We start from the raw sequence: 19,776 nt of genomic DNA on the forward strand, positions 1-19,776 counted from the left end.
GTAACGGACATCGCCCTGCAGACCGGAGACATCACAAGTACCTGGCGATGGACCCTCATGATCAGCAGCGACATCATCCTCCTCACCTACGGGCTCGTGCTGCTCAGTCCGAAGCGCCGACAGCCCTTGGCCCCTACCAGCCGTCCAACGAGAACGACTTGCAACCGGGTCTGAACAGACGAAAGGGATGCGGGCAGCGCAGCAACACAACGCACTGCCAAGCCGCCCGCTCCAGCAATGGACCAGATTTTGGCGAAGCTTGCAATTACTGTCGCTGGCGTTGCTTTCCAGCAGCAAAATCCCGGATCGCAGAAGAAGAAACAGGAAGGACAAGAACGTGAAATATACGAAGAGCGGCGGCCGCACTGAAGCGGGCCCAAGCGATTGGTTCACCGGAGCGGTGCAGATCGATGCTATCCGTTCCCCCGACAAGCAGTCGGCCGTTGGTTGCGCACACGTCAGGTTCGGCCCCGGCGCCCGCACTGCATGGCACTCCCACCCCCGCGGCCAAACTCTCTATGTCACCGACGGAATTGGGATAGTCGCGGTACGGGGAGGAAGAATCCAGGAAATCCGCCCCGGTGACGTTGTCTACATCGAGCCCGGAGAGGAACACTGGCACGGGGCCACTCCGGACCGCTTTATGGCACACGTTGCAGTGCAGGAAGCCGACGGGAACGGAATCTTCATCACCTGGCTCGAGCATGTGACGGACGAAGAATACGCAACTCCTCCATCTCCGTAGGACTACCACGCGCCCAGCCAAACAGTCTCGAGTCGGTTACCGAAAACAAGCATCTCCAGAAACGGCTCCGCAGCCACTAGTAGATGCAGAACTCGTTGCCCTCGGGGTCGGCCATGGTGTGCCAGGAATGTGTTCCCTCAACGGCTGTATAAAGAAACGTCGCCCCACGGGCTGCAAGTTCATCACGAACGATGTCCTTGTCCCGGCCAGCAACGTCAACGTCCCAGTGGATTCTGTTTTTGGAAGTCTTGACCTCCGGAACACGTTGGAAGAGTACTCGGCCGGGCTGCACCTCAGCGACAACCTCCTGCGGAGGGAAAATCGCAGCACCGGTGCGCCACACAACCCTGCCGTTGTAGATCTCCACATCCGCCGAGCTGGCCCGCCCCTGCTCGACCAAGGTGCGGACCGCCTCGGGATTCGGGTAATCCACCACCCACCCCAGAGTGTCGGCCCACCACTCCGCCAGCTGATACGGAGACCTGCAGTCGACTGCAAGATGAATATTCAGATGCATGAGAGAAGGCTATGACAAGAACACCATCTTTCCCATGAATTTCGGGCCCCACTACGTGTGCGCTATTGCAGGGTCGTTCAGAGAACCAGCATCAACAGATACTCTGTCCGGTGCGCCACGCACCGGTCAGCCCACCGGGGCGTCCGGCAACTCGCGGGCTCGCTCCGACACCTGCCGTCTGCACGTGCACCCTGCCAACTCCCAGAAAGCCAAATCGAACCATGGATCACCCGTCAGCACACCCACAAGATCAGGCGGCACCAGTCGAGAAAACGATCCGCCATGAGGGTCGAAATCTTCTTACCCGCAGTTCAGGAGAGGCAAGCGCTCAAGCTCCCACGATCATCCTCCTCACCGGTGCTGGTGACACGGACGTATCGTGGGCTGCCGTGAGGGCGCAGCTCCATAGCCATGCCAACGTCATCAGCTATGACCGCAGCGGGATGGGAAAGAGTGACCCGGGCGGTGAACGCTCATACCGGGGCTACATCGCCGAACTCCATGCCGTGGTGAGTGCGCTCAGCACGAACCCGGTTGTCCTGGTTGGTCACTCCTTGGGAGGCCTGATTGCCCTGTGCTAAGCCGCTCAGCACCCAAACTCAGTGGCCGGCCTCGTGCTTATTGATGCCACACCCAAGGAAATCTGCAGTAACAAGGCGGTCCAGGCAGGCTTCACGCTCTCGGCAATGCTCACCCGCCTGTTCAAGGTGCTTACCCCCATCGGTGTCGTGTCATTTTTGTTGGCGATAGACAATCTGCCGTTTTACCCGGAACAAGCCGCATTCCGCGGCAAAGTTTCGCAGGAAGACTATCGAAACTGGGTATGGGCGGTCGGACGAAACCTAGCCGGCAACGCCGGCGACGAACTGACATCCGTGCTTGACCTGGCGGCATCAAGCAAGCACATCGACGCAGCCCGTAGCCAACAGCCGGAGCATGCATTGCCAACAACGGTTCTTACCAGCCACGCCTACGGTCGAAAGTGGGTGGCGATGCAGCAACGGATGGCATCCCAGTTCCAAAATGTGTTGCACCTGATTCTTCCCGACCGGTCGCACAACATGCATATGTCCCAACCGGAGCTTGTGGCAGAGGCAGCCATGAAGATGGGTTTGCGGCATGACACTGAGCCCGCAGGCACATTGCGATTCATCTGAGTGCTACGCGCGAACCAAATGCTGCCCGTTAATCCAAGGCTTATAAGTCTACTTTTCAGCACGGAAGTAGTCTGGGTCATCCCGTGTTCAGGGGCGCGGGAAATCAAAGCCCTTCCGCCATACTCGTAACTGCGCGTCACGGTTGACCTGCGGCACCAGGTGATGCCGGCTACCCGGGCTCTCCCTCGAAGTCGTCGCTGAGCTAACGGGACACAGAAGAATTACAAGAAGTTCGGTTCTGTACCTACTAGTATGTACAATACATCCATGAACACACGAGACATCTTGGTGGAGGCGACGCGGGAGTTGCTGTGGGCGAAGGGCTACGCGGCGACGAGCCCTCGCGCGATCATGGATGCTTCCGGTGTCGGGCAAGGCAGCATGTATCACCACTTCCGCGGCAAAGAGGCATTGGCCTACGAGGCCATCGAGCGCAACGCCGAAGAAATGCGCGCTCAAGTGGTAGCGGACCTGGCAGCTGAGGGGAGCTCGCTGGAGAAAATACGGACCTATCTGGGCCGCAAGCGGGAAGTGCTGAAAGGCTGCCGTTTCGGAAAACTCGTGCAGGATGCAGACGTCGTCAAATCCCCGAGGCTGAGCAGTCAGGTCGACGACACGTTGGCGTGGGTCCAGGCCCAGCTGGCCGCAGTTATCTCAGACGGCGTAGAGCGTGGTGAATTTCCTAGCGAGCTGAACCCGATACGCACAGCGGCCGCGATCGCAGCAACTCTCCAAGGCGCCTACGTACTTGCCCGTGCCGCGCAGGATCCTAACGTTTTCGAGAACGCGGTTGGAGGCGTACTCGACCTACTGGCTTTCGCGCGAATATGAGAGCCCTAGCCCTACATTCGGAGACTTCCTGGTCTGCAGTGGCCTGGGCGATTTACCTCGGCTGGATAGCCATCACTCTAGACGCTGGCGCCCTGAACCTCGCCCTGCCGACGATCGGCAACCAGCTGCACGCGGATACCGGCAGTATCTCCTGGGTAATTGACGCTTACACGCTGCCGCTGGCTTCACTGCTACTCCTAGGGGGAAGCCTCGGTGACCGGATTGGCGCCGAACGCATGTTTCGCATGGGAGCAATCGGCTTTGCGGTGGCCTCCGTCATTTGCGCCCTTAGCCCCTCACTGGGACTTCTCATCGCCAGCCGGGCAGCGCAAGGCGTGTCCGCCGCACTCCTGCTTCCTATGGTGCTCGCCCTGGTTAGCAAGAGTTTCATTGATCCCACGCAGCGGTCCCGTGTCGTGAACATGATGACCGTATTCGGGGGAGCCGGCATGGCCGCAGGACCGTTCCTTGGCGGACTGATGACAGATACGGCCGGATGGCGTGCCGTGTTCTGGCTCACGGCACCCATCGCCGTCGCCGCCGCGATATTGGTAGGCAAAATGCCGGCCAAGACAGCCGGGAAGCCACACCGCGTGCAGTTCGACGCCGTCGGACAGGTCACCGGATCAGCGGGCCTTATCGCATTAGTGGCCGGGCTGGTCGAGTCAGGTCGAGATACGAGTTCTGCCATCACCTTGACGTTGCTAGTCGCCGGGGTAACCCTGCTTGCCGCCTTCATACTGCTGGAGCGCCAGTCACATGCTCCAATGATGCCCATGAGCGTTTTTCGTGCGCCAAATTTTACCGCTGCCGTCACTGGAGGCTTCGCATTCCAGTTCGCCGCCTATGGGCTGCAGTTCTTCCTTGCCCTTTACGTTCAAGGCGCCTGGCAGCTCTCCGCGCTGGCCGGAGGAATGCTGCTGGCGTCCTTCGCGATCGGCGCTGTCTTGGCAAGTGTGCTGGTGAACCCGTTCTTGCTACCTCGAGGTACGCACCCAATGATCATCATGGGCGCCAGCGCAGCTACTGTCGGGACATTTACACTAATGGCTGCAGGGGCAGCCGATCGCTGGTGGCTGCTCGCAGCGGCCGAGCTAGTCATTGGCGCTGGCACTGGAATTTACTCCACCGCCCTGAACAAAACGGCAAGCGCAGCTCTTGGCGCACAATCAGCGGGTTTGGCTTCCGGCATCTATAACACCGCCCGGCAGGTCGGGCAAGCCGTTGGAATCGCCGTCCTGGGAGCCCTCAGCGCGCTAGGGGACCAATCCATCGGATTCCTGATCGCCATAATCCTTACTGCCTGCTGTAACGCTGCAGTCGCTGGCACGGCCGTCCGCTCACATATGCTCGAACGGTTGGGATCAACCGGCAAAACATCTGCTGCAGAATGGACGGACTGGACCCAACGGACCTCCACGCTCATTGACGACACCTCGCTAGGGTCCGCACCTTCTACCGGTGACGTGACTGCGAGGGCCTGACCGGACTGCCCCTCCAGGGACAACAGCACGTACCTTCCTGGGCGTACCCCTCAGAACCTGCGAACGTCCCAGGAAACAGCGAACATGGAAACTGTACTTCTGCGTAGGCAAACATACGACACAAGGCATCCTGGAAAGGAACCGACTTGCAGAACCTAGAAATTCGCCGCGCCACTTGGAGGGACGCGTCCTCGCTTGCAGCCCTGTTTGACGCTTATCGCGTCTTCTATGGGCAATGCTCAAACGCAAAGGCCGCCAAAGCCTTTATCGAATCTCGTCTCAAACATGATGAGAGCGTGATCTTTCTAGCCACATGTGGTGCCGGCGTGGCTCCAGTCGGCTTTACTCAGCTCTACCCGACCTTCTCGTCGATTTCTATGTCGCGGAGGCTGATACTCAACGACCTTTTTGTTCAACCCACTGCCAGAGGCCGCGGCATCGGACGACTCCTGATCACTGCTGCACGAGATTTTGCGGTAGCGACTGAAGTTCACGGCATGCAGCTTGAGACAGCCGTCGGGAACGTTGGGGCCCGAGCACTATATGAATCCGAGGGATGGAAGCTGCAGCAGGCGTTTTGTTCCTACGAGCTGATGACCTGAACTCGGATCGACTACGACCTGCATCCGCCCGCAGGGTCAAACGAAACAGCCGTCCACTTCCCGCTACCGAGAACGCCCATGAAGAAGATTTCGTAAACCAAGGCTCGCCTCTGAGCGGGGGCAAGGCCGAGGCGAGTCCGATGGCACTTAGTGCTTCGCCGGACGTGAGCTCGAGGTCCCCGCGTTCCGGCGGGGACCTCGATACTCTATCCAGGCGTATTCCGTGGATCGTTACCAGGAGCAATGGTGTCCTTTGCCCTGATCTTGTTGTCCTTACCGTGGATGTTTAATTCGCCGCCACCAGAACGGGACAGATAGCCACGAGCAGCATCGATAGCCGCAGATTGGGTGTCGTGAACAGACGAAGCGCGGGACGAGCCCTCGCGCTCGGCCTTCCAGCCGTCTTCACCCGGAACCACGTGGTAGGAATTTCGTTCAGCCATGTTAATCACCCCCAGACTTTTGCTGATGGAAGCAAAGTACCAAACGGGACCGACAATTCGGCCGCGTCTTGTGGATGCCCAGACGACTAACGAAAACCAACCACTTCTGCAGCTGCGCAAAAGAGACGACAGTGGACCTTCCGTCAAGCTACGACCGCTGGGGCTAGGCACAACGACGTCGGACGATAGCCCGCTCACCCTTACCGTCGACGCTCGTGGTACCGCTGCGAGCCGGCCCTCGAGGCAGGGCTGACCGCGTGGTAAGGGAAAGCATTGTGAAGGCGAAACCTCCGCCTATTGGGGGACCTGCGGAGGCTTCGCCAGACAACGGTACCCCTTGAACAACGGCGGTCTTCCCCCGCAACGGGCGGCCGGCCTGTCTCTGCCAAGATTCCTGTTGTTACTGGACGCCAGCCAGCGTATTTCGTCTGCTGCTAAACCCCCGGCTGATCGCTATGACGGCAGCGGCTGTGGCGGCGTCAGGATAGTACGAGGTCCTGTTTTATTGACACCAGTTTTTGGCCTCCTCAGATCTCACCCTGACAGTGGCTGGCAAGGAAATACGCGTGGCTAAGCTTGAGAATGATCGGAAAACTCCTAAGATTCCTGCCCTGAAGAGTCCGCCTGGCGCATTTGGTTCATCCGTCACCAATTGCAACCGGGACAGGCATCGGAGAACGAGTGGGAGCTCCATCCGCCGGCCAAGTCCTCCCTTGTCAGGCGGTAACGACGCCAAGTTGGGGTGTACTCGGCCGGACCACGAGGGTGTGTCGGTGACCAGGGCCAATCGGTGAGCGAGACGCCTCTTACTGACTTCCCGTTGTCGAATGTGGGTCGGCGGGTCGTTCCCCACCTGAAGTCCCAGCCACTCCGGACTCACGTCGAGATACGCGCGGCTATCACCATTGACTCCGACGATTCTGCATTTTCCGGGGGATATCGGCGCCAAAATAACCGCGGGGAGCCCCTGGCCTCCCGATCCCGACTATCGGCACTTGATGCATTGCTTAGATCGGCTTTGCGGCCCCGAGGGGGCGTCCGTCGGAGTAGCAGCGCAGGTCAGAACTAGATCCGCTACAGGCCGCAGCCTGCGCACTGCATAACGTGGAAGCCAGGCAACCGAATGTCCAGGTCCGAGCGCCGAAAGACAACTGGCGTGTGCGTCCGCGGAGATCGCTGGTAACGATCCCGGCATCAAGCAGCACTTTTATCTGATGCGAGCGAGTGGACTTCGGGTTGTTAGGTCCAAGCGAAGAGCATTCGACCATGTCCAGTGGGCCCTGAGACAGTTGTCGGACCAACGCAGTCGCGCCTCATCACTGAGTGCGAAGAGCTTCGCGTGCGGGCCGATTCGCACTGCATCCACGGCGACACCCCCGGCGGGGTGGAACTCGCGGCCTCGGTGCGGCGCGGACTCGAGGACGCAGGCATGGAGATCACGCGGCGTTTGCCCGATTTCCGCGCGGTTTGTGGCCCCCCTGGCTGAGGATGCGCGCTTGGGGCGGGTCAATCCCGGAGCGGGGGCGGGGCGGTAGTGTCCCTGACCACCAGATGCGGAACCTCGCCCGGAAGCCGTTTGTCCGGCGAGCCCTCAACGCCGCCCAGCAGGACCTTGGCGGCGAGTTCGCCATAGGCGGCAATGTCACGGCTCAGCACGGAAAGCCCGGCACGCTGGCAACGCAACGAGTCATCCCAGGCGAGGAGCGAGATGTCCCCGGGGACCAGATATCCCGAATCGAGGGCTTCGCGGCGGCCACCCAGCGCCATCAGGTCGTTGTCGTAGATAATCGCAGTTGGCTGGTTGCCGCGCGGCTGCGCCAGGAGCGCCGCTGTTTCCCTTGCCCCGCCGGCCGCTGTGTAATCGGCGTGGACCGCGCGGCCATACATGCCGTGCACCCGCGCGGCGTCAAAAAAGGCCGCGTTCCGTTCCTGGGTGTGGAAAAGCCTTTCAGGTCCGCCCACGTGGGCGATCTGCTGGTGTCCCAGTGATGCCAGGTAGTCCACGGCGGAACGCATCGCTGAACCGTCGTCCGTCCATACAGCGGGGAAGCCTCCGCCGAGGGACGGATTACCCAGGACCACCGCCGTGAGCCCCAGTTCACGGACCACGCCCGGCCGGGCATCGGCCCGCTGGAGGTCCACAAGGAAGACGCCGGCCACCGCTTCCGTTCGGGACCAATGCCGGTAGCAGTCGATCTCTTCCTCTATGGATTCCCGGACCTGCACCACCAGGTTGATTCCGGCTTCCAGGAGCACGGTCTCCAGGCCCCTGATGAACTCGACGTAGAACGGATCCAGACTCCCCTCGCCAGGGTGTCGCTGCACCACCATGCCCACGGCCCGGAACGCCCGACTACTTGCACCGCCGTCAAACAGTGGCTGGTTCACGGCAGTTCCTTCCGGCGTCGTTTTTCGTTGCTCGGTTCGAGGCGGCCGCCACAACGGCTGCCGCGGTACCGCTTGATTGTTTCTTGGGACGGCCTGTTTTGCCAGCCGGGCTATTGTTAGTTCTATGCCAACAGCAGCCAAACCGCCGCGCTTCGGCGCCCGGGGACGGGTCCTGGAACTCGTCCGGTCTGCGGGACCGACAAGCCGGACCGAGCTCGCGGAAGCATCCGGGCTGACCCAGGCAGCGATCTCGAACATCGTCAAGGAACTCCTGCGCGATGGCCTCATCTCCGAGGTGGGGCAATCGGCATCCACGGGAGGCAAACCGCGCACCCTGCTGCGGCTCAACCCGGATTCCCGGCTCGGCATCGGGGTGCTGCTCGGTGCGGAATCTATAACTTTCGTGGTCTGCAATCTCGCCGGAGAGCTGGTCTCCCGGATGAAGACCAAGGGCGCCAAAGGCCTGACTCCCGGTGAAACCGTGGCCTTCATAGTCGAATGCGTGCGGTTCCTCGTCGAAGATGCCGCCGCGCTGGACGCCGGCAGCATCGTGGGGATCGGGGTGGCCATGCCCGGGCCGATCGACCTCCGGGCCGGCGTCATGGCAAGGGTCTTGGCCCGTGACACCTGGCAGGAGTGGGCGGATTTCCCCTTGCGGGAGGAGCTGGAGAAGGCCACGGCCCTGCCTGTGGTGATGGACAATGACGCCACGGCGGCCGCCGTCGGCGAGTACTGGCTCGGCGCAACAGGAGGCGTCCCCGCCTATGCCTGTGTCTATGTGGCCGGCGGAATCGGCGCCGGACTGGTTGTGGACGGCACGCCCTACCGCGGGGTCAGTTCGAACGTGGGCGAACTGGGCCATATTAGCGTGAATCCGGGCGGTGCGCTGTGTCCGTGCGGGAACCGGGGCTGCCTGGAATTGGCCGCGTCTCCGGCGGCCGTCGTGGCGCGGGCGGAACTGGAAGCCACCGCGGGCAAGCTGGACATGTCCTTCTCCGGGAACGTTGAGGAAGACCTTGGCCGGCTGGGCGTCCTGGCCGCGCGTGGGGACGCCGTCGCCAACAGCATCCTTACCGATGCCGCTGACCTCCTGGCGGCCGGTGTGCTCACCTTGGCAAACCTCTTCGACGTCGGGCTGATCGTCCTCGCCGGGCCCGCGTTCGTCTCCACCGGTTCGGTCTACCTGGACCGGATCGGCCAGGCCCTGCGCCGCTCGGCCCTGGCCCGCGACATCCATCCGGTCCGGCTCCACCTCTCTGTCAGTACGCGGGATTCCGCGGCGCTGGGCGCAGCCGTACTGGTCCTTCAGGAACAGCTGGATCCGCGGAAGCTGCGTTCTGTCAGCACTTCCGCGGATCCGGAACCGTCCGCTCCCGTGGCCAGCCCGGCGTGAGCCAGGAACCAGCGTGAACCGGACACTGGCGGAGACACTCAGGGCACGAATGCCTGGGCCGCCGAGCCGCCTCCGGTGACGATCAGCGTCCCGGCCGAGGCGGGAACGTAGACGGCCTCGCCCCGTTTGAGCGCCTGTTCCTGTGCGTGTTCCTGCGCCCCCGTTGAGGTGGATACCCGCAGTTCCCCATCCAGGCAGATAAGGATGCGGGGACCCCTGCCTGGCAGCTCAACAGGCAGGCCGGAGGAGATGCCGGTGCGGCAGACGGCCAGCGCGAAATCGGGAACCGGCGGGGTGAAGACATGCGTGGCAGCGCCTTCCGGAACGGACTGCAGCTCGTAACCGGACGTGCCGAAATCCACGGATTCGAACATGGCGTCGCTGTCCACATGCTTGGAAGTCAGGCCCAGGCGCAGGACGTTGTCCGAATTCGCCATGAGCTCCAGCCCGAAGCCACTGAGGTACGCATGCGGCACCCCCGCGCCCAGGAAAACCAGCTGTCCGGGCTCCAGCACCACGCGGTTCAACAGCAGCGAGATCAGTGCACCTACGTCTCCCGGGTAGAACGCTGCCAATTCGTCAACCGTCGAATAGGCCGTGGGTGCCGCAGGATCGGAACCGGAGGTGGTCATTGTGCGGCACCGTGCCACGGCCTGTTCGACCTCGGCAGCTGGCAGGCGCAGGAGCAGCTCGAGTGCTGCCCGCATTGCCTGACCGGAAGGACTGGACCGGAGTGCCTCGCAGGCGGGCCGGACGGTTCCGCCCAGGCCTTCGAGCAGGCGTGCCGCTTCGGCTTGCCCGCGGAACCCCACGAGTCCTTCGAAGCGGGACAAGGCGAAGACCATTTCCGGCTTGTGGTGCTGGTCCTTGAACGTGCGCCGCGGATCGGAGAGCGCAATTCCGCGGCTCTGTTCGTCCTCGTAGCCGGCCCGCGCCAGGAGGGGATCGGGGTGCACCTGCAGGGACAAGGGCCGGGCCGGAGCCAGGAGCTTGAGCAGATAGGGGAGCCTGCCGAATTCGGAGTGGACCCGCTGGCCCAGGTGGCTGCCCGGGGAAATGGCGATGAGCTGGTCCAGCGTCGTGGCTCCGCCTTCCGTGTGGACGGTGGAAGGCCCCGTGGGGTGGGCACCGAACCAGAGTTCGGCGAAGGGTTCCCCGTCCGCTTCGCTTTCGAGGAAGTCGAACATGGCGGTGTCCGATCCCCAGTCGTAGGAACGGCGGGATCCGGTGAGTTTGTACATGTCATTCCTCAGATCAGATGGTGCTGGGTGATCAGGTGTTTTGCAGCCGATGCATGCGGGCATAGGCGCCATCGTGGTCGAGCAGCTCTTCGTGCCTGCCGGTTTCCACGATGCGGCCCTGCTGAAGCACGATGATCCTGTCGGCGGAGCGGATGGTGGAAAGCCGGTGGGCCACCACCAGGGTTGTCCTTCCCCGCATGAGCCGGGCCAGGGCGTCGCGCACAAGCGCCTCGGATTCGATGTCCAGGGCGCTGGTGGCTTCGTCGAGGAAGAGCACCCGCGGGTCCCGGACGAGTGCCCGGGCGATGGCGAGGCGTTGCCGCTGACCACCGGACAACCCGGCACCGCGTTCGCCGATCCGGGTATGCCAGCCGTGGGGGAGCGCCTGCACAAAGTCGAAGGCGTTGGCTCCGATCAACGCGTCCCGGACTTTTGAATCCGGCACATCGTCCAGCCCGTAGCCCACGTTCTCCAGGATGGTCCCTTCGAACAACACGGGCTCCTGCGGAACGATCGAGACGAAGTTCCGGTAGCTGCGGAGGTCCAGTGATTCCATGTCCTGGCCGTCCAGCAGGACCCGCCCGGAACCGGGACGCAGGAAGCCCAGCGCCATGTTCAGGAGCGTGGATTTTCCGGATCCGGTGGGACCCACGAATGCCACTGTTTCGCCGGGCTTGATATGCAGGGTGATCCCGTCCAGCGCGGGCGATTCGGACGCTGGGAAGGACAAGCGAACCGTCTCCAGGCGGAAATCGCCCAGGACATCGTGGGCCGGGGTCTTGCCCTGGTTGCGTTCGATATCCGGGTCCTGCATGACCTCGGCCACGGAGCGGATGGATTCGCCGCCGCGCGCCAGGATCGGCGCCATGCCGAGTAGCGAAAGGATGCCGCCGGTCAGGATCGCGAAATAGCTGCTCATCAGCACCACTTCGCCCGGCGTCACCGGGATGAAGCCGGTCATGGAAACGGCTGCGGCCAGGACAAGGCAGCAGAGTCCCAGCATTTGGTAGGCAATCCACGCGGCGGCGTTGAAGCGGCCATTCAGGCGGTCGAGTTCCAGCCCGGCGGCACGGACGTCCTCCGCGCTGCCCGCTACCCGCAGCGCCGCCACCTGTTCCAGGCCGTGTGCCCGGGTGAGGGGAATCATGGCGGCCATTTCGCCGACCTTGCTGGACAGCTTTTCCACCTGGCGGCGGAACTGTTCATTGCGTTCGGCTGAGCTCTTCCGCAAGGTCCGGACGAGGACGACGCCGATCGGGACCGTCACGGCGAAAACCAGGACGAATGAGGGGACCCGCACAGCCGTGGTCACCAGGGCTCCGATGAGGACGATGATCGCGGACATGCCGGGTCCTACGCACTGCTGCAGCATCAGTTCCACGTTCTCGACGTCCCGGACAAGCTTGGTCTGGATGACTGAGGAACTGCTCCGGTTGTGGAAGCCGATGGACAGTTCCTGCAGCCGCTTGGTGAGGACGTTCCGGATTTCCGCCGCAACCGAGCGCACGGTTGCGCTGAAGCGGTGGACGAAGGCGAGTGAGGTGGGGTAGTTCAGGGCGAGCAGCACGGCCCCCGTCGCGAGGTTCATCCACAACTCCTCCATGCCCCGGCCCAAAACCACCGCGTCAATTATGTTGCTGGTGACGATCGGCAGGATCCACAGCGGGCTGTCCTTGATGACGAAGAAGAATCCTGCGGCCCCGAGCTGCCGCCAGTGGGGACGCAGGATCCGCAGCAGGGAACGGAAAGGGCGCTTGCCGCCGTCGGCCAGTGCTGCTTCAAGGCCGGAAGCTCTCATGCGGCCGGACACGGGTCCATCACACCGGCGAGCCAGGCCATTTGCTTCCTGCGCTGGTGGCTCTGGCCGCCCTCATGGTCGTTGAACGGATAGTTGACGATGTGCTTGTGTTCGGCGGCGCAGTGGTTGTACGCCGCATAGACGGTGGACGGAGGGCAGATGGTGTCCATGAGCCCCACCGAGAACATGGCCGGTGCGGTTGCGCGCTTGGCAAAGTTGACCGCGTCGAAATAGGAGAGCGTACCGAAGACCTTTTCCGCCGAGCCCCGGTGCACGGAGAGGTACCGGGTGATTTCGGCAAAGGGATCCGTAGTGCAGATCTCAACGCCCCGTTCGAAGTGGCAGAGGAAGGGAACATCGGTCATGACCGCCGAGAGGTCCGGGACCAGGCCACCCACGGCCAGGGCTATTCCGCCGCCCTGGCTGACGCCGTGCACCGCTGTACGTTCCGGGTCCACACCGGGCAGGGCACGGGCGGCCTGTACCGCGCGGACGGCGTCGGTGAAGACACGCCGGTAGTAATAGTGCTGCGGATCCTCGATTCCCCTCGTCATGAACCCGGCAACACTCGGGCCGGAGCCGTGCGGATCGGGAGTTGATCCGCCCCCGCCCCATCCCGAGCCCTGGCCCCTGGTATCCATCTGCAGGTGGGCATAGCCTGCGCTGGCCCAGTGCAGGCTCTCGCCCGGAAGGTCCCGGCCGCCGTTGTAGCCGATGAATTCGACGACGGCGGGCAGCAGGCCGGGCACGTCCCGCGGGACGGTGAACCAGGCGTTGATGCGGTCACCGCCGAATCCGCGGAAGCTGACGTCGTGCACGTCCACGGTGCGGTACGGGGTCTCCACAGGTGTGCACCGCAGCTCGATCCCGGCGGCGCGTGCCTCCTGGAGCGTGGCTTCCCAGAAGGCCTCGAAGTCCTCCGGTTCACGGACCGGGGGAAGGTAATCAAGCAGTTCGGCCAGGGGTTTGTCAGTGTGTGCCATCTGTATCCGCAACGTGGATGAGGGGGTAGAGGGGATGGCTGGCGGCCAGTGCGGGGAACAACGCGACGCCGTCCAGCGGTTCGCCGCGCGGCTCAAGGACCTTGGCGTTGGGCCACGCCTGGGAGAGCTTGTTCTGCAGGGGCCTGGCCATGCGGGGGTTGGATAGGATCTTTCCCGCCCAGCTGATCGCGGGGCTGTCCGTTGGCTCCCAGCCCGTGCGCCTCAGGCTGGCACCGATGGACAGCGCGAGCTCGTCCGTGGCGTGTTCAACGATCCTCGCCGAAATCAGGTCGTGGTCCGAGAGGTCGATGATCTTGCGGGCGTAGGAGGCAACGAAGGAGATCCGCTCCGGGTAGGACTGGATCTCGATGTAGGCGGCCTCGACGTCGGGGAAGTCCCCGTAGAGCAGGTCCAGGATTTCCGTGGCCTCGCCCCGGCCGTCGTGCGCGCGCATCGCCGCGTTCAGTCCGGCCCGGCCAATCCAGTAGCCGCTGCCGGCGTCGCCCATGATGTTGCCCCAGCCGTCCACCCGGGCGAAGCTAGTTGCGCCGGTGGCCAGGGTTACCACGCCGGTGCCGGCCGCGACGGCGGAGCCCCGGAGGTCTCCGAGGCAGCCGAGGTAGCCGGAGATGGAGTCGTGGGCCAGCCGGACCTCACGGACCCCCAGGTCATAGACCGCTTCCAGGACCGCGTGCGGGTCGGCGTCGGCCGGAGTCAATCCGGAAAGGGCCGCGGCCACGCGGATGCCCGGCTGCGGCGGCACGGAATCTTCCGTCAGCGCTGGTGTCTCCGTCAGCACGGCGCGGACGACGGCGACAAGCTGGGGCAGCAGTGGAGCATCGGTGAGCAGCGGCGGAAAGTCGCGCTGGGAAGCGACCGCCGCACCGTGCTGCACCCGGGCACGGATGGATGACTGGCCGGCGTCGATGGCGATAGTGGCGGGAGCGGAGGTCACTGTGCAGACCTTTCTGGGGTTGTTTTGGCGGCCTGCGCGTACGTCGCGGCAATGAGAGGTGCGGCGGCTTTGGCGTAGACGCAGTAGTCGGTGTCGGCGGCGGCGTCCGCTGCGGAATAAAGCCGTGCGGGCCAGTCCCACAGCATGAAGCCACCTACCCAATCGCGCCGGAGGGTGTGGTCAAACATGTCCTGGTAGTAGCCCAGCTGCGCCGCCTCGGAGGGGCCTCCGGGCAGGGACCAGTCGTTGGGCAGCGCCGGCGAGCCTTCGCGTGACGGGCAGCCTGCCTCAAGGAACAGGAACGGTTTGCCGTGATCCCGGACAACGGCCTCGATCCGGTCCAGATGCTCCGGCCACGACCCCTGCGGGTAGTAGCCGCTGGAGGAGATCACATCCACGGCGTCCCACCAGCCGAGGCGGTCTTCCTGGTATTTGTCGCAGTTGTAGGTGACACGGCCGCTGAATATTTCCCGGACCTTGGCGATGGTTTCGCGCCACTCGGCTTCGCGGTGGTCGGACTGCACCATTTCGCAGCCCACGCAGAACAGCTCGCAGCCTTCCTCCTGGGCGATCCGTGCGTAGTGGACCAGGAAACGCGTGTAGTTTTCGAACCACTCACCCCAGCTGGGCTCGTTCGGGACATCCTGGTCGAAGAAGCCGATGAAGGCCCGCCAGGTGCCGTCCGCGCAGTTGATGACGGGCTTCAGGCACACCTTCAGGCCGAGCGAACGGGCCTTCCCGATGGCCCAGCGGACCTCGTCGTCGCTCACGGTTTCCTCGCTGCCGAAGTCGATGTCCGTGGAGTGCGCGGTGCTCTGGACGGCCTGGAAGGCGATGGTCACCCAGTTGACGTTGAGCTCCGCCATGGCTTCCATGCTCTGTTCGGCCTCCGGGGTGGCCCACGAGCCACGGGTCCCTACCCAGCCCCAGGTCATGCCCCCGGCAAAACCGGCCATGGCGTCCGTTGGCATCTCAGGATCCCTTCACGGTCTGCTGTGCGGAGGCTGCACGTCCGGCAGCCACCAGCTGGTTGGCGCTTCGGAGGACCAGAGGGTCCACCAGTTCGGAAAGGGTCATCTCCGCGGAGGTGCTGATCCGGAACACCGCGGATTCTCCGGGGAGCAGGTCAAGCAGCATGGTGTCGACCCTCGCGTCGGGGTCCACTTTGTCAATGAGGAGTGAAAGGTCCCGGGTGAGGTCCTGGGCGGTGACGGTCAGTTCGTATCCGGCGTCGATCCATTCCAGGGTGTGGCCCAGCCGCGGTTCAACCAGTTCCGAGTCCCTGTACTCTGCGAAGAACCACAGGGCCCTGGCGCCGTCCAGTGTGACGGCAACGAGCTCGTTTTCCGCCGCGCCGGGCGTGGACAGCGCTGCCGGGATGTCGACAAGCAGGTTCCCGCGTGCTTCCACGGACACCTCCTGGCGCTCTTCCCGCAGGACGCGGCCGGCAAAGTCCAGGCGCTGGATCCGGAGCTCGCCGTTCCAGGCGGTGCCGGCGTCGTTCACTGCGGACAGCACCAGACCGGTTCCGCGCGGCTGCACGGTCAGGATCCGGTCCGCGTAGCTGGACTGGATGGCGAACAGTAGCGGCTTTTCGCGGCCATAGCCGTCGACGGCGGCCCAGGACGTTACCGGCCAGCAGTCGTTGAGCTGCCAGACGACGGCGCCCATGCAGTGCGGTGAGAGGTGCCGCATGTGCTCGAGTCCGGTCTTGATGGCGTTTGCCTGGTTCAGCTGCATGGCCCAGTGCCAGTCGGTCATGTTGTTGGGAAGTTCGAAGTGGTTAACCAGGCCGTCGTTGAGCTTGTCGTTGCCGAGCATGGCCTTCTGGTGGACGATCATCCCGGGAGATTCGGGCGTCAGGGGCGCGTCGGACAAGGACCCGGTGAGGGTCGACCAGTTGGGCGGCGCCTGCCAGCCGAATTCCGCTACGAAGCGGGGAGAGTAATCCCGGTAGTGCGGGTAGTCCTTCTCGTTCCAGAGGTCCCAGATATGCATGGACCCGTGAGAGGGGTCGTTCGGTGCGTCTTCCGGGTCGGGGGAGAAGGGGCTTCCGGGGGTGTAGGGCCTGCCGGGGTCGAGTTCGGACACCAGCGAGGGGAGCAGGTCGTAGTAGTAGCCTGCCCCCCAGCTCTTGCCCTGCAGCCGGGTCTGCCACTTCCAGTCGGCGTACCCCCAGATGTTTTCGTTGTTCCCGTTCCACAGCGCAAGGGAGGGATGGGTCATCAGCCGGAGGATGTTTCCCCGGGCTTCGGCTTCGACTTCGCCGCGCAGTGGCTCCTCCTCGGAATATGCGGCGCAGGCGAAAAGGAAGTCCTGCCACACCATGAGGCCCAGTTCGTCGCAGAGTTCGTAGAAGTCGTCGCTTTCGTAAATCCCGCCGCCCCAGATACGGATCAGGTTGATGTTGGCCTTCTTGGCTTGGGTGAGGCGTTCGCGGAGGCGTTCGCGGGTCACGCGGTGCGGGAACGCGTCGTCGGGAATCCAGTTGACGCCGCGGACGAACACGCGTTCGCCGTTGACCTCGAAGAACATGGCGGTGCCGTGTTCGTCCTTGGGTGTGCGGACCTCTACGGTCCTGAAGCCGACTCTGGAGGACCAGGCATCCGCTGCCTCTTCCCCGACGAGGAGTTCAACGTGCAGCTCGTAGAGATGTGCCTCGCCGTGCGTGTGGGGTGCCCATTTACGGACGTTCCCGACGGCGAACTCCAGCTTTACTTCGCCCGTTCCGGTGGTTGCCTGGGCCGTGAGGGTCTGGTCGGACAGGCGGGCCTGGACCTGGACTTCCTGGCCGGCTTCGCCGTCGAGCTGGACGAAGACGGTGGCCGTGCCCGTGGTTCCCTGGACGTCCAGTACCGGACGGACAGCCTGGATCCGGGCCGTGGACCATTCCTGCAGGTACACGTCCTTCCAGATGCCGGCAGTGGACGTATCGATACCCCAGTCCCAGCCGAAGCTACATGCCATTTTCCGGATGGCGTTGTACGGGTGGTGGTTGACGTGGGGCCGGTAGCCCAGGTCAAGGCTGGCCTGGTCCGCGTACTTGATGGCAGATCGGAAGGTGACCTTGAGGGTGTTGATTCCTTCGCTGAGCAGCGCCCTGACGTCGTAGGAATAAGAGCGGTGCATGTTGCGGGTCTCATCGAGGAGCACGCCGTTCAGGCTGATCGTGGCCACCGTGTCGAGGCCCTGGAACACCAGTTCAGTCACGGTCTTGTCCGTGCGGTGCCAGGGAAAGTCGAGGCTGTACTCCCAGTCGCACTGACCGATCCACGCGAGGAGGCGTTCATTGTCGTCCAGGTACGGGTCCGGGATGAGCCCGGCCGCCAGGAGGTCCGTGTGGACCGAGCCCGGTACGGTGGTGGGAATGCTGAGTCCGGTGAATTCTCGGGGTGCGGGGCCGTCGACTACGCGGACGTTCCAACCGGTGGACAGGCTGCGGCGTTCCAGCGCGGCCTGGGTGGTGCTGTGGGTAGTGGAAGTCATGGTTATTTCACTGATCCTGCGGCGAGGCCGCGGTAGATGAAGCGCTGGAGGAAGAGGAACATCACGAGCGTGGGGATCATCACCAGGATTGCTCCGGCGGACAGGACCTCCCAGTGGGCTCCGAACGGTCCCTTGAAGCGGAACAAGGACGTGGAGATGACCCCCAGGCCCGGATCCGGCATGTACAGGAACGGGATGTAGAACTCGTTGTAGATGGCGATTCCCTTGATGATCACGACCGTTGCGATGGCCGGCTTCAAGAGGGGCAGGATGATGCGGAAGTAGATCGTGAAATGGTTGGCACCATCGATCCGGGCCGCTTCGTCCAGGGCTTTCGGGATGGTCGCCATGAACTGGAGGAAAATGTAGATGGCGATGATGTCGGTTCCGGTGAAGAGCACGATTGCGGCCCAGGGGCTGTTGAACAGCCCGAGCCCGTTGACGATCTGGAACGTGGCCACCTGCGTGGTGACACCGGGAACCAGGGTGGCAAGGAGGAACAGCGCCAGGACGGCACCCTTGCCCCGGAAATCGAAGCGGTCAATGGCATAGGCCGCCATGGTTCCGATGAGGATGGTTCCGGCGAGGCTCACCAGCATGATGAAGGTGGTGTTCACGAAGCCCTGGAGCATGCTGCCCTTTTCGAACGCCTGCAGGTAGTTCCCGAAGTTCAGCCAGTTCTGCGGCGGGTCGAAGGCGCCGGACCCCGCGTACTCCTCTCCGGTCTTGAAGGAAGCGAAGAGCAGCCCCGTCATCGGCAGGAGCACGGCAATGGATGCGGCGATCAGGCTCGCATACTTACCCACGGTAGGAATTGAAGTTTTCATGCCACGTCCACATCGTCTTTGATCAACCGCCGCTGGATCAGGGTCACCACGACCACGATGATCAGCAGCACTACAGCCATCGCCGAGGCGAGGCCGACTTTTCCGTTGGCGAATGCCATCTTCACGGTCTTGATCACGAAGGTTTCAGTACCGTTGGCGCCGCCCAGCATGATGAAGGGGATCTCGAAAACGGACAGGCTTCCGGAGATGGCGAGGATGGCGGTGAGGCCGGTAATCCGCTTGATGCTCGGGGCGATGATGTACCGGAACTTCTGCCAAGGGGAGGCACCGTCCAGATCCGCGGCCTCGAAGAGATCCGGGTTGATGGACTGGATTGCCCCTATGTACAGGACCACGTTCAGGCCCAGGTAGCGCCACACTGATACCGCCGCCAAGGATGAGTTGGCGGTGGCTGGATCACCCAGCCAGGGCCGCGCCAGGTCTCCCAGGCCGAGGAACTGGAGCGTGAGGTCAAGGGAGCCGCCGGGCTGGAAGAAGAAGAGGAACACAAAACCGATCGCGACGCCGTTGATCAGGTAGGGGAAGAAGATGACGCCCTTGAAGAAGTTCCTGAATTTGAGGTTGAAGCTCAGGAGCGTCGCGAAGTACAGGGCAAGCACAAGCTGCACTGCTGCGCCGGCCAGGTAATAGAGCCCCACGAAGAATACGCTGAACAGCTCGGGGCGAGTCACGATGGCGATGTAGTTGTTCAGGCCGACGAACTTCTTTTCCTGGTCGATGCCGTCCCAGGAGGTCAGGCTGTACCAGAACATGTTGGCCACCGGCAGGTAGGTGAACACCAGCAAGAGGGCCAGCGGAACCAGGAGGTACAGCCACGGGATCAGCTTGGCAGCCATGGATTTGGGCCGGGACGGGCGGACTGAAGTCGATACCGCCGTCGATGGCGGGCGGGTAAGAGTCATAGC

19 protein-coding genes are annotated in these 19,776 nt (G+C 63.2%); 8 read left to right on the top strand and 11 right to left on the bottom strand.

The features are described from left to right. Positions 1-337 precede the first annotated feature (337 nt). A complete protein-coding gene (locus DFO47_RS19730; RefSeq protein WP_133832811.1) occupies positions 338-745 on the top strand; it encodes a cupin domain-containing protein in 408 nt (135 codons plus the stop codon). Positions 746-821: 76 nt separating this feature from the next. On the opposite strand, the gene DFO47_RS19735 is transcribed toward DFO47_RS19730, so the two are convergent. Further along, positions 822-1,262: a VOC family protein gene (locus DFO47_RS19735; RefSeq protein WP_133832726.1), complete on the bottom strand. Its 441-nt coding sequence runs from the start codon at positions 1,260-1,262 to the stop codon at positions 822-824. A gap of 221 nt (positions 1,263-1,483) precedes the next feature. Here DFO47_RS19735 and DFO47_RS21455 point away from each other — a divergent pair, with 221 nt between their 5' ends. From DFO47_RS21455 to DFO47_RS19760, 5 genes are all read left to right on the top strand, one after another. Then, positions 1,484-1,843, top strand: a complete 360-nt coding sequence (locus tag DFO47_RS21455) for an alpha/beta hydrolase (RefSeq protein WP_133832727.1) — start codon at positions 1,484-1,486, stop codon at positions 1,841-1,843. Between the two features lie 21 nt (positions 1,844-1,864). After that, positions 1,865-2,419, top strand: coding sequence for a hypothetical protein (locus DFO47_RS19745; RefSeq protein ID WP_133832728.1), 555 nt, complete (start codon positions 1,865-1,867; stop codon positions 2,417-2,419). A gap of 267 nt (positions 2,420-2,686) precedes the next feature. Further along, the gene (locus tag DFO47_RS19750; RefSeq protein ID WP_133832729.1) at positions 2,687-3,250 is read left to right on the top strand and encodes a TetR/AcrR family transcriptional regulator; all 564 of its coding nucleotides are present in this window, start codon (positions 2,687-2,689) and stop codon (positions 3,248-3,250) included. 38 nt (positions 3,251-3,288) lie between these two features. Beyond that, positions 3,289-4,734 (top strand): MFS transporter, encoded by a 1,446-nt coding sequence (locus tag DFO47_RS19755; protein ID WP_166651760.1) that lies wholly within the window; start codon positions 3,289-3,291, stop codon positions 4,732-4,734. Positions 4,735-4,880: 146 nt separating this feature from the next. Next, the gene (locus tag DFO47_RS19760; RefSeq protein WP_133832731.1) at positions 4,881-5,336 is read left to right on the top strand and encodes a GNAT family N-acetyltransferase; all 456 of its coding nucleotides are present in this window, start codon (positions 4,881-4,883) and stop codon (positions 5,334-5,336) included. 206 nt (positions 5,337-5,542) lie between these two features. On the opposite strand, the gene DFO47_RS19765 is transcribed toward DFO47_RS19760, so the two are convergent. After that, complete coding sequence (locus tag DFO47_RS19765; protein WP_081818936.1) at positions 5,543-5,779, bottom strand: DUF2188 domain-containing protein; 237 nt, start codon at positions 5,777-5,779, stop codon at positions 5,543-5,545. A 1,339-nt stretch (positions 5,780-7,118) separates the two neighbouring features. Here DFO47_RS19765 and DFO47_RS21370 point away from each other — a divergent pair. Continuing rightward, a complete protein-coding gene (locus DFO47_RS21370; RefSeq protein ID WP_243835560.1) occupies positions 7,119-7,265 on the top strand; it encodes a hypothetical protein in 147 nt (48 codons plus the stop codon). Positions 7,266-7,285: 20 nt separating this feature from the next. Here the strand turns inward: DFO47_RS21370 and DFO47_RS19775 are convergent, their stop codons facing one another. After that, positions 7,286-8,167 (bottom strand): LacI family DNA-binding transcriptional regulator, encoded by an 882-nt coding sequence (locus DFO47_RS19775; protein ID WP_166651761.1) that lies wholly within the window; start codon positions 8,165-8,167, stop codon positions 7,286-7,288. 124 nt (positions 8,168-8,291) lie between these two features. Here DFO47_RS19775 and DFO47_RS19780 point away from each other — a divergent pair, with 124 nt between their 5' ends. Continuing rightward, positions 8,292-9,560, top strand: a complete 1,269-nt coding sequence (locus tag DFO47_RS19780; RefSeq protein ID WP_133832733.1) for an ROK family transcriptional regulator — start codon at positions 8,292-8,294, stop codon at positions 9,558-9,560. A 38-nt stretch (positions 9,561-9,598) separates the two neighbouring features. On the opposite strand, the gene manA is transcribed toward DFO47_RS19780, so the two are convergent. From manA to DFO47_RS19820, 8 genes are read right to left on the bottom strand one after another with little or no spacing between them, the layout of a single operon-like run. Beyond that, entirely contained in the window at positions 9,599-10,801 is a 1,203-nt protein-coding gene (manA, locus tag DFO47_RS19785) for a mannose-6-phosphate isomerase, class I (protein WP_166651762.1), read from the bottom strand. A gap of 31 nt (positions 10,802-10,832) precedes the next feature. Then, positions 10,833-12,599 carry an ABC transporter ATP-binding protein gene (locus tag DFO47_RS19790; RefSeq protein ID WP_133832735.1) on the bottom strand — a complete coding sequence of 589 codons (1,767 nt, stop codon included), beginning with the start codon at positions 12,597-12,599 and terminating at the stop codon, positions 10,833-10,835. After that, the gene (locus DFO47_RS19795) at positions 12,596-13,582 is read right to left on the bottom strand and encodes an acetylxylan esterase (RefSeq protein WP_133832736.1); all 987 of its coding nucleotides are present in this window, start codon (positions 13,580-13,582) and stop codon (positions 12,596-12,598) included. The genes DFO47_RS19790 and DFO47_RS19795 overlap by 4 nt, the downstream gene beginning before the upstream one ends. Next, positions 13,569-14,537, bottom strand: a complete 969-nt coding sequence (locus DFO47_RS19800; protein WP_166651763.1) for a BadF/BadG/BcrA/BcrD ATPase family protein — start codon at positions 14,535-14,537, stop codon at positions 13,569-13,571. The genes DFO47_RS19795 and DFO47_RS19800 overlap by 14 nt, the downstream gene beginning before the upstream one ends. Continuing rightward, on the bottom strand, positions 14,534-15,508 hold the full coding sequence (locus DFO47_RS19805) for a 1,4-beta-xylanase (RefSeq protein WP_133832738.1): 975 nt from the start codon (positions 15,506-15,508) through the stop codon (positions 14,534-14,536). The genes DFO47_RS19800 and DFO47_RS19805 overlap by 4 nt, the downstream gene beginning before the upstream one ends. 1 nt (position 15,509) lies before the next feature. Further along, the gene (locus DFO47_RS19810; RefSeq protein WP_133832739.1) at positions 15,510-18,023 is read right to left on the bottom strand and encodes a glycoside hydrolase family 2 TIM barrel-domain containing protein; all 2,514 of its coding nucleotides are present in this window, start codon (positions 18,021-18,023) and stop codon (positions 15,510-15,512) included. Between the two features lie 2 nt (positions 18,024-18,025). Beyond that, positions 18,026-18,850, bottom strand: coding sequence for a carbohydrate ABC transporter permease (locus DFO47_RS19815; protein WP_133832740.1), 825 nt, complete (start codon positions 18,848-18,850; stop codon positions 18,026-18,028). Then, a complete protein-coding gene (locus DFO47_RS19820; protein ID WP_133832741.1) occupies positions 18,847-19,773 on the bottom strand; it encodes a sugar ABC transporter permease in 927 nt (308 codons plus the stop codon). Before DFO47_RS19820 ends, DFO47_RS19815 begins: the two co-directional genes overlap by 4 nt. Positions 19,774-19,776 lie beyond the last annotated feature (3 nt).

The sequence above is a fragment of the Arthrobacter sp. AG258 genome (assembly GCF_004364695.1).
Taxonomy (GTDB): domain Bacteria; phylum Actinomycetota; class Actinomycetes; order Actinomycetales; family Micrococcaceae; genus Arthrobacter.

What these genes read in the sequence shown, in the direction of transcription:
- DFO47_RS19810 (WP_133832739.1), bottom strand. Translation starts at nt 18,023, where the DNA reads ATGACTTCCACTACCCACAGCACCACCCAGGCCGCGCTGGAACGCCGC.
- DFO47_RS21455 (WP_133832727.1), top strand. Translation starts at nt 1,484, where the DNA reads ATGGATCACCCGTCAGCACACCCACAAGATCAGGCGGCACCAGTCGAG.
- DFO47_RS19765 (WP_081818936.1), bottom strand. Translation starts at nt 5,779, where the DNA reads ATGGCTGAACGAAATTCCTACCACGTGGTTCCGGGTGAAGACGGCTGG.
- DFO47_RS19815 (WP_133832740.1), bottom strand. Translation starts at nt 18,850, where the DNA reads ATGAAAACTTCAATTCCTACCGTGGGTAAGTATGCGAGCCTGATCGCC.
- DFO47_RS19780 (WP_133832733.1), top strand. Translation starts at nt 8,292, where the DNA reads ATGCCAACAGCAGCCAAACCGCCGCGCTTCGGCGCCCGGGGACGGGTC.
- DFO47_RS19735 (WP_133832726.1), bottom strand. Translation starts at nt 1,262, where the DNA reads ATGCATCTGAATATTCATCTTGCAGTCGACTGCAGGTCTCCGTATCAG.
- DFO47_RS19750 (WP_133832729.1), top strand. Translation starts at nt 2,687, where the DNA reads ATGAACACACGAGACATCTTGGTGGAGGCGACGCGGGAGTTGCTGTGG.
- DFO47_RS19805 (WP_133832738.1), bottom strand. Translation starts at nt 15,508, where the DNA reads ATGCCAACGGACGCCATGGCCGGTTTTGCCGGGGGCATGACCTGGGGC.
- DFO47_RS19795 (WP_133832736.1), bottom strand. Translation starts at nt 13,582, where the DNA reads ATGGCACACACTGACAAACCCCTGGCCGAACTGCTTGATTACCTTCCC.
- manA (WP_166651762.1), bottom strand. Translation starts at nt 10,801, where the DNA reads ATGTACAAACTCACCGGATCCCGCCGTTCCTACGACTGGGGATCGGAC.
- DFO47_RS19790 (WP_133832735.1), bottom strand. Translation starts at nt 12,599, where the DNA reads ATGAGAGCTTCCGGCCTTGAAGCAGCACTGGCCGACGGCGGCAAGCGC.
- DFO47_RS19820 (WP_133832741.1), bottom strand. Translation starts at nt 19,773, where the DNA reads ATGACTCTTACCCGCCCGCCATCGACGGCGGTATCGACTTCAGTCCGC.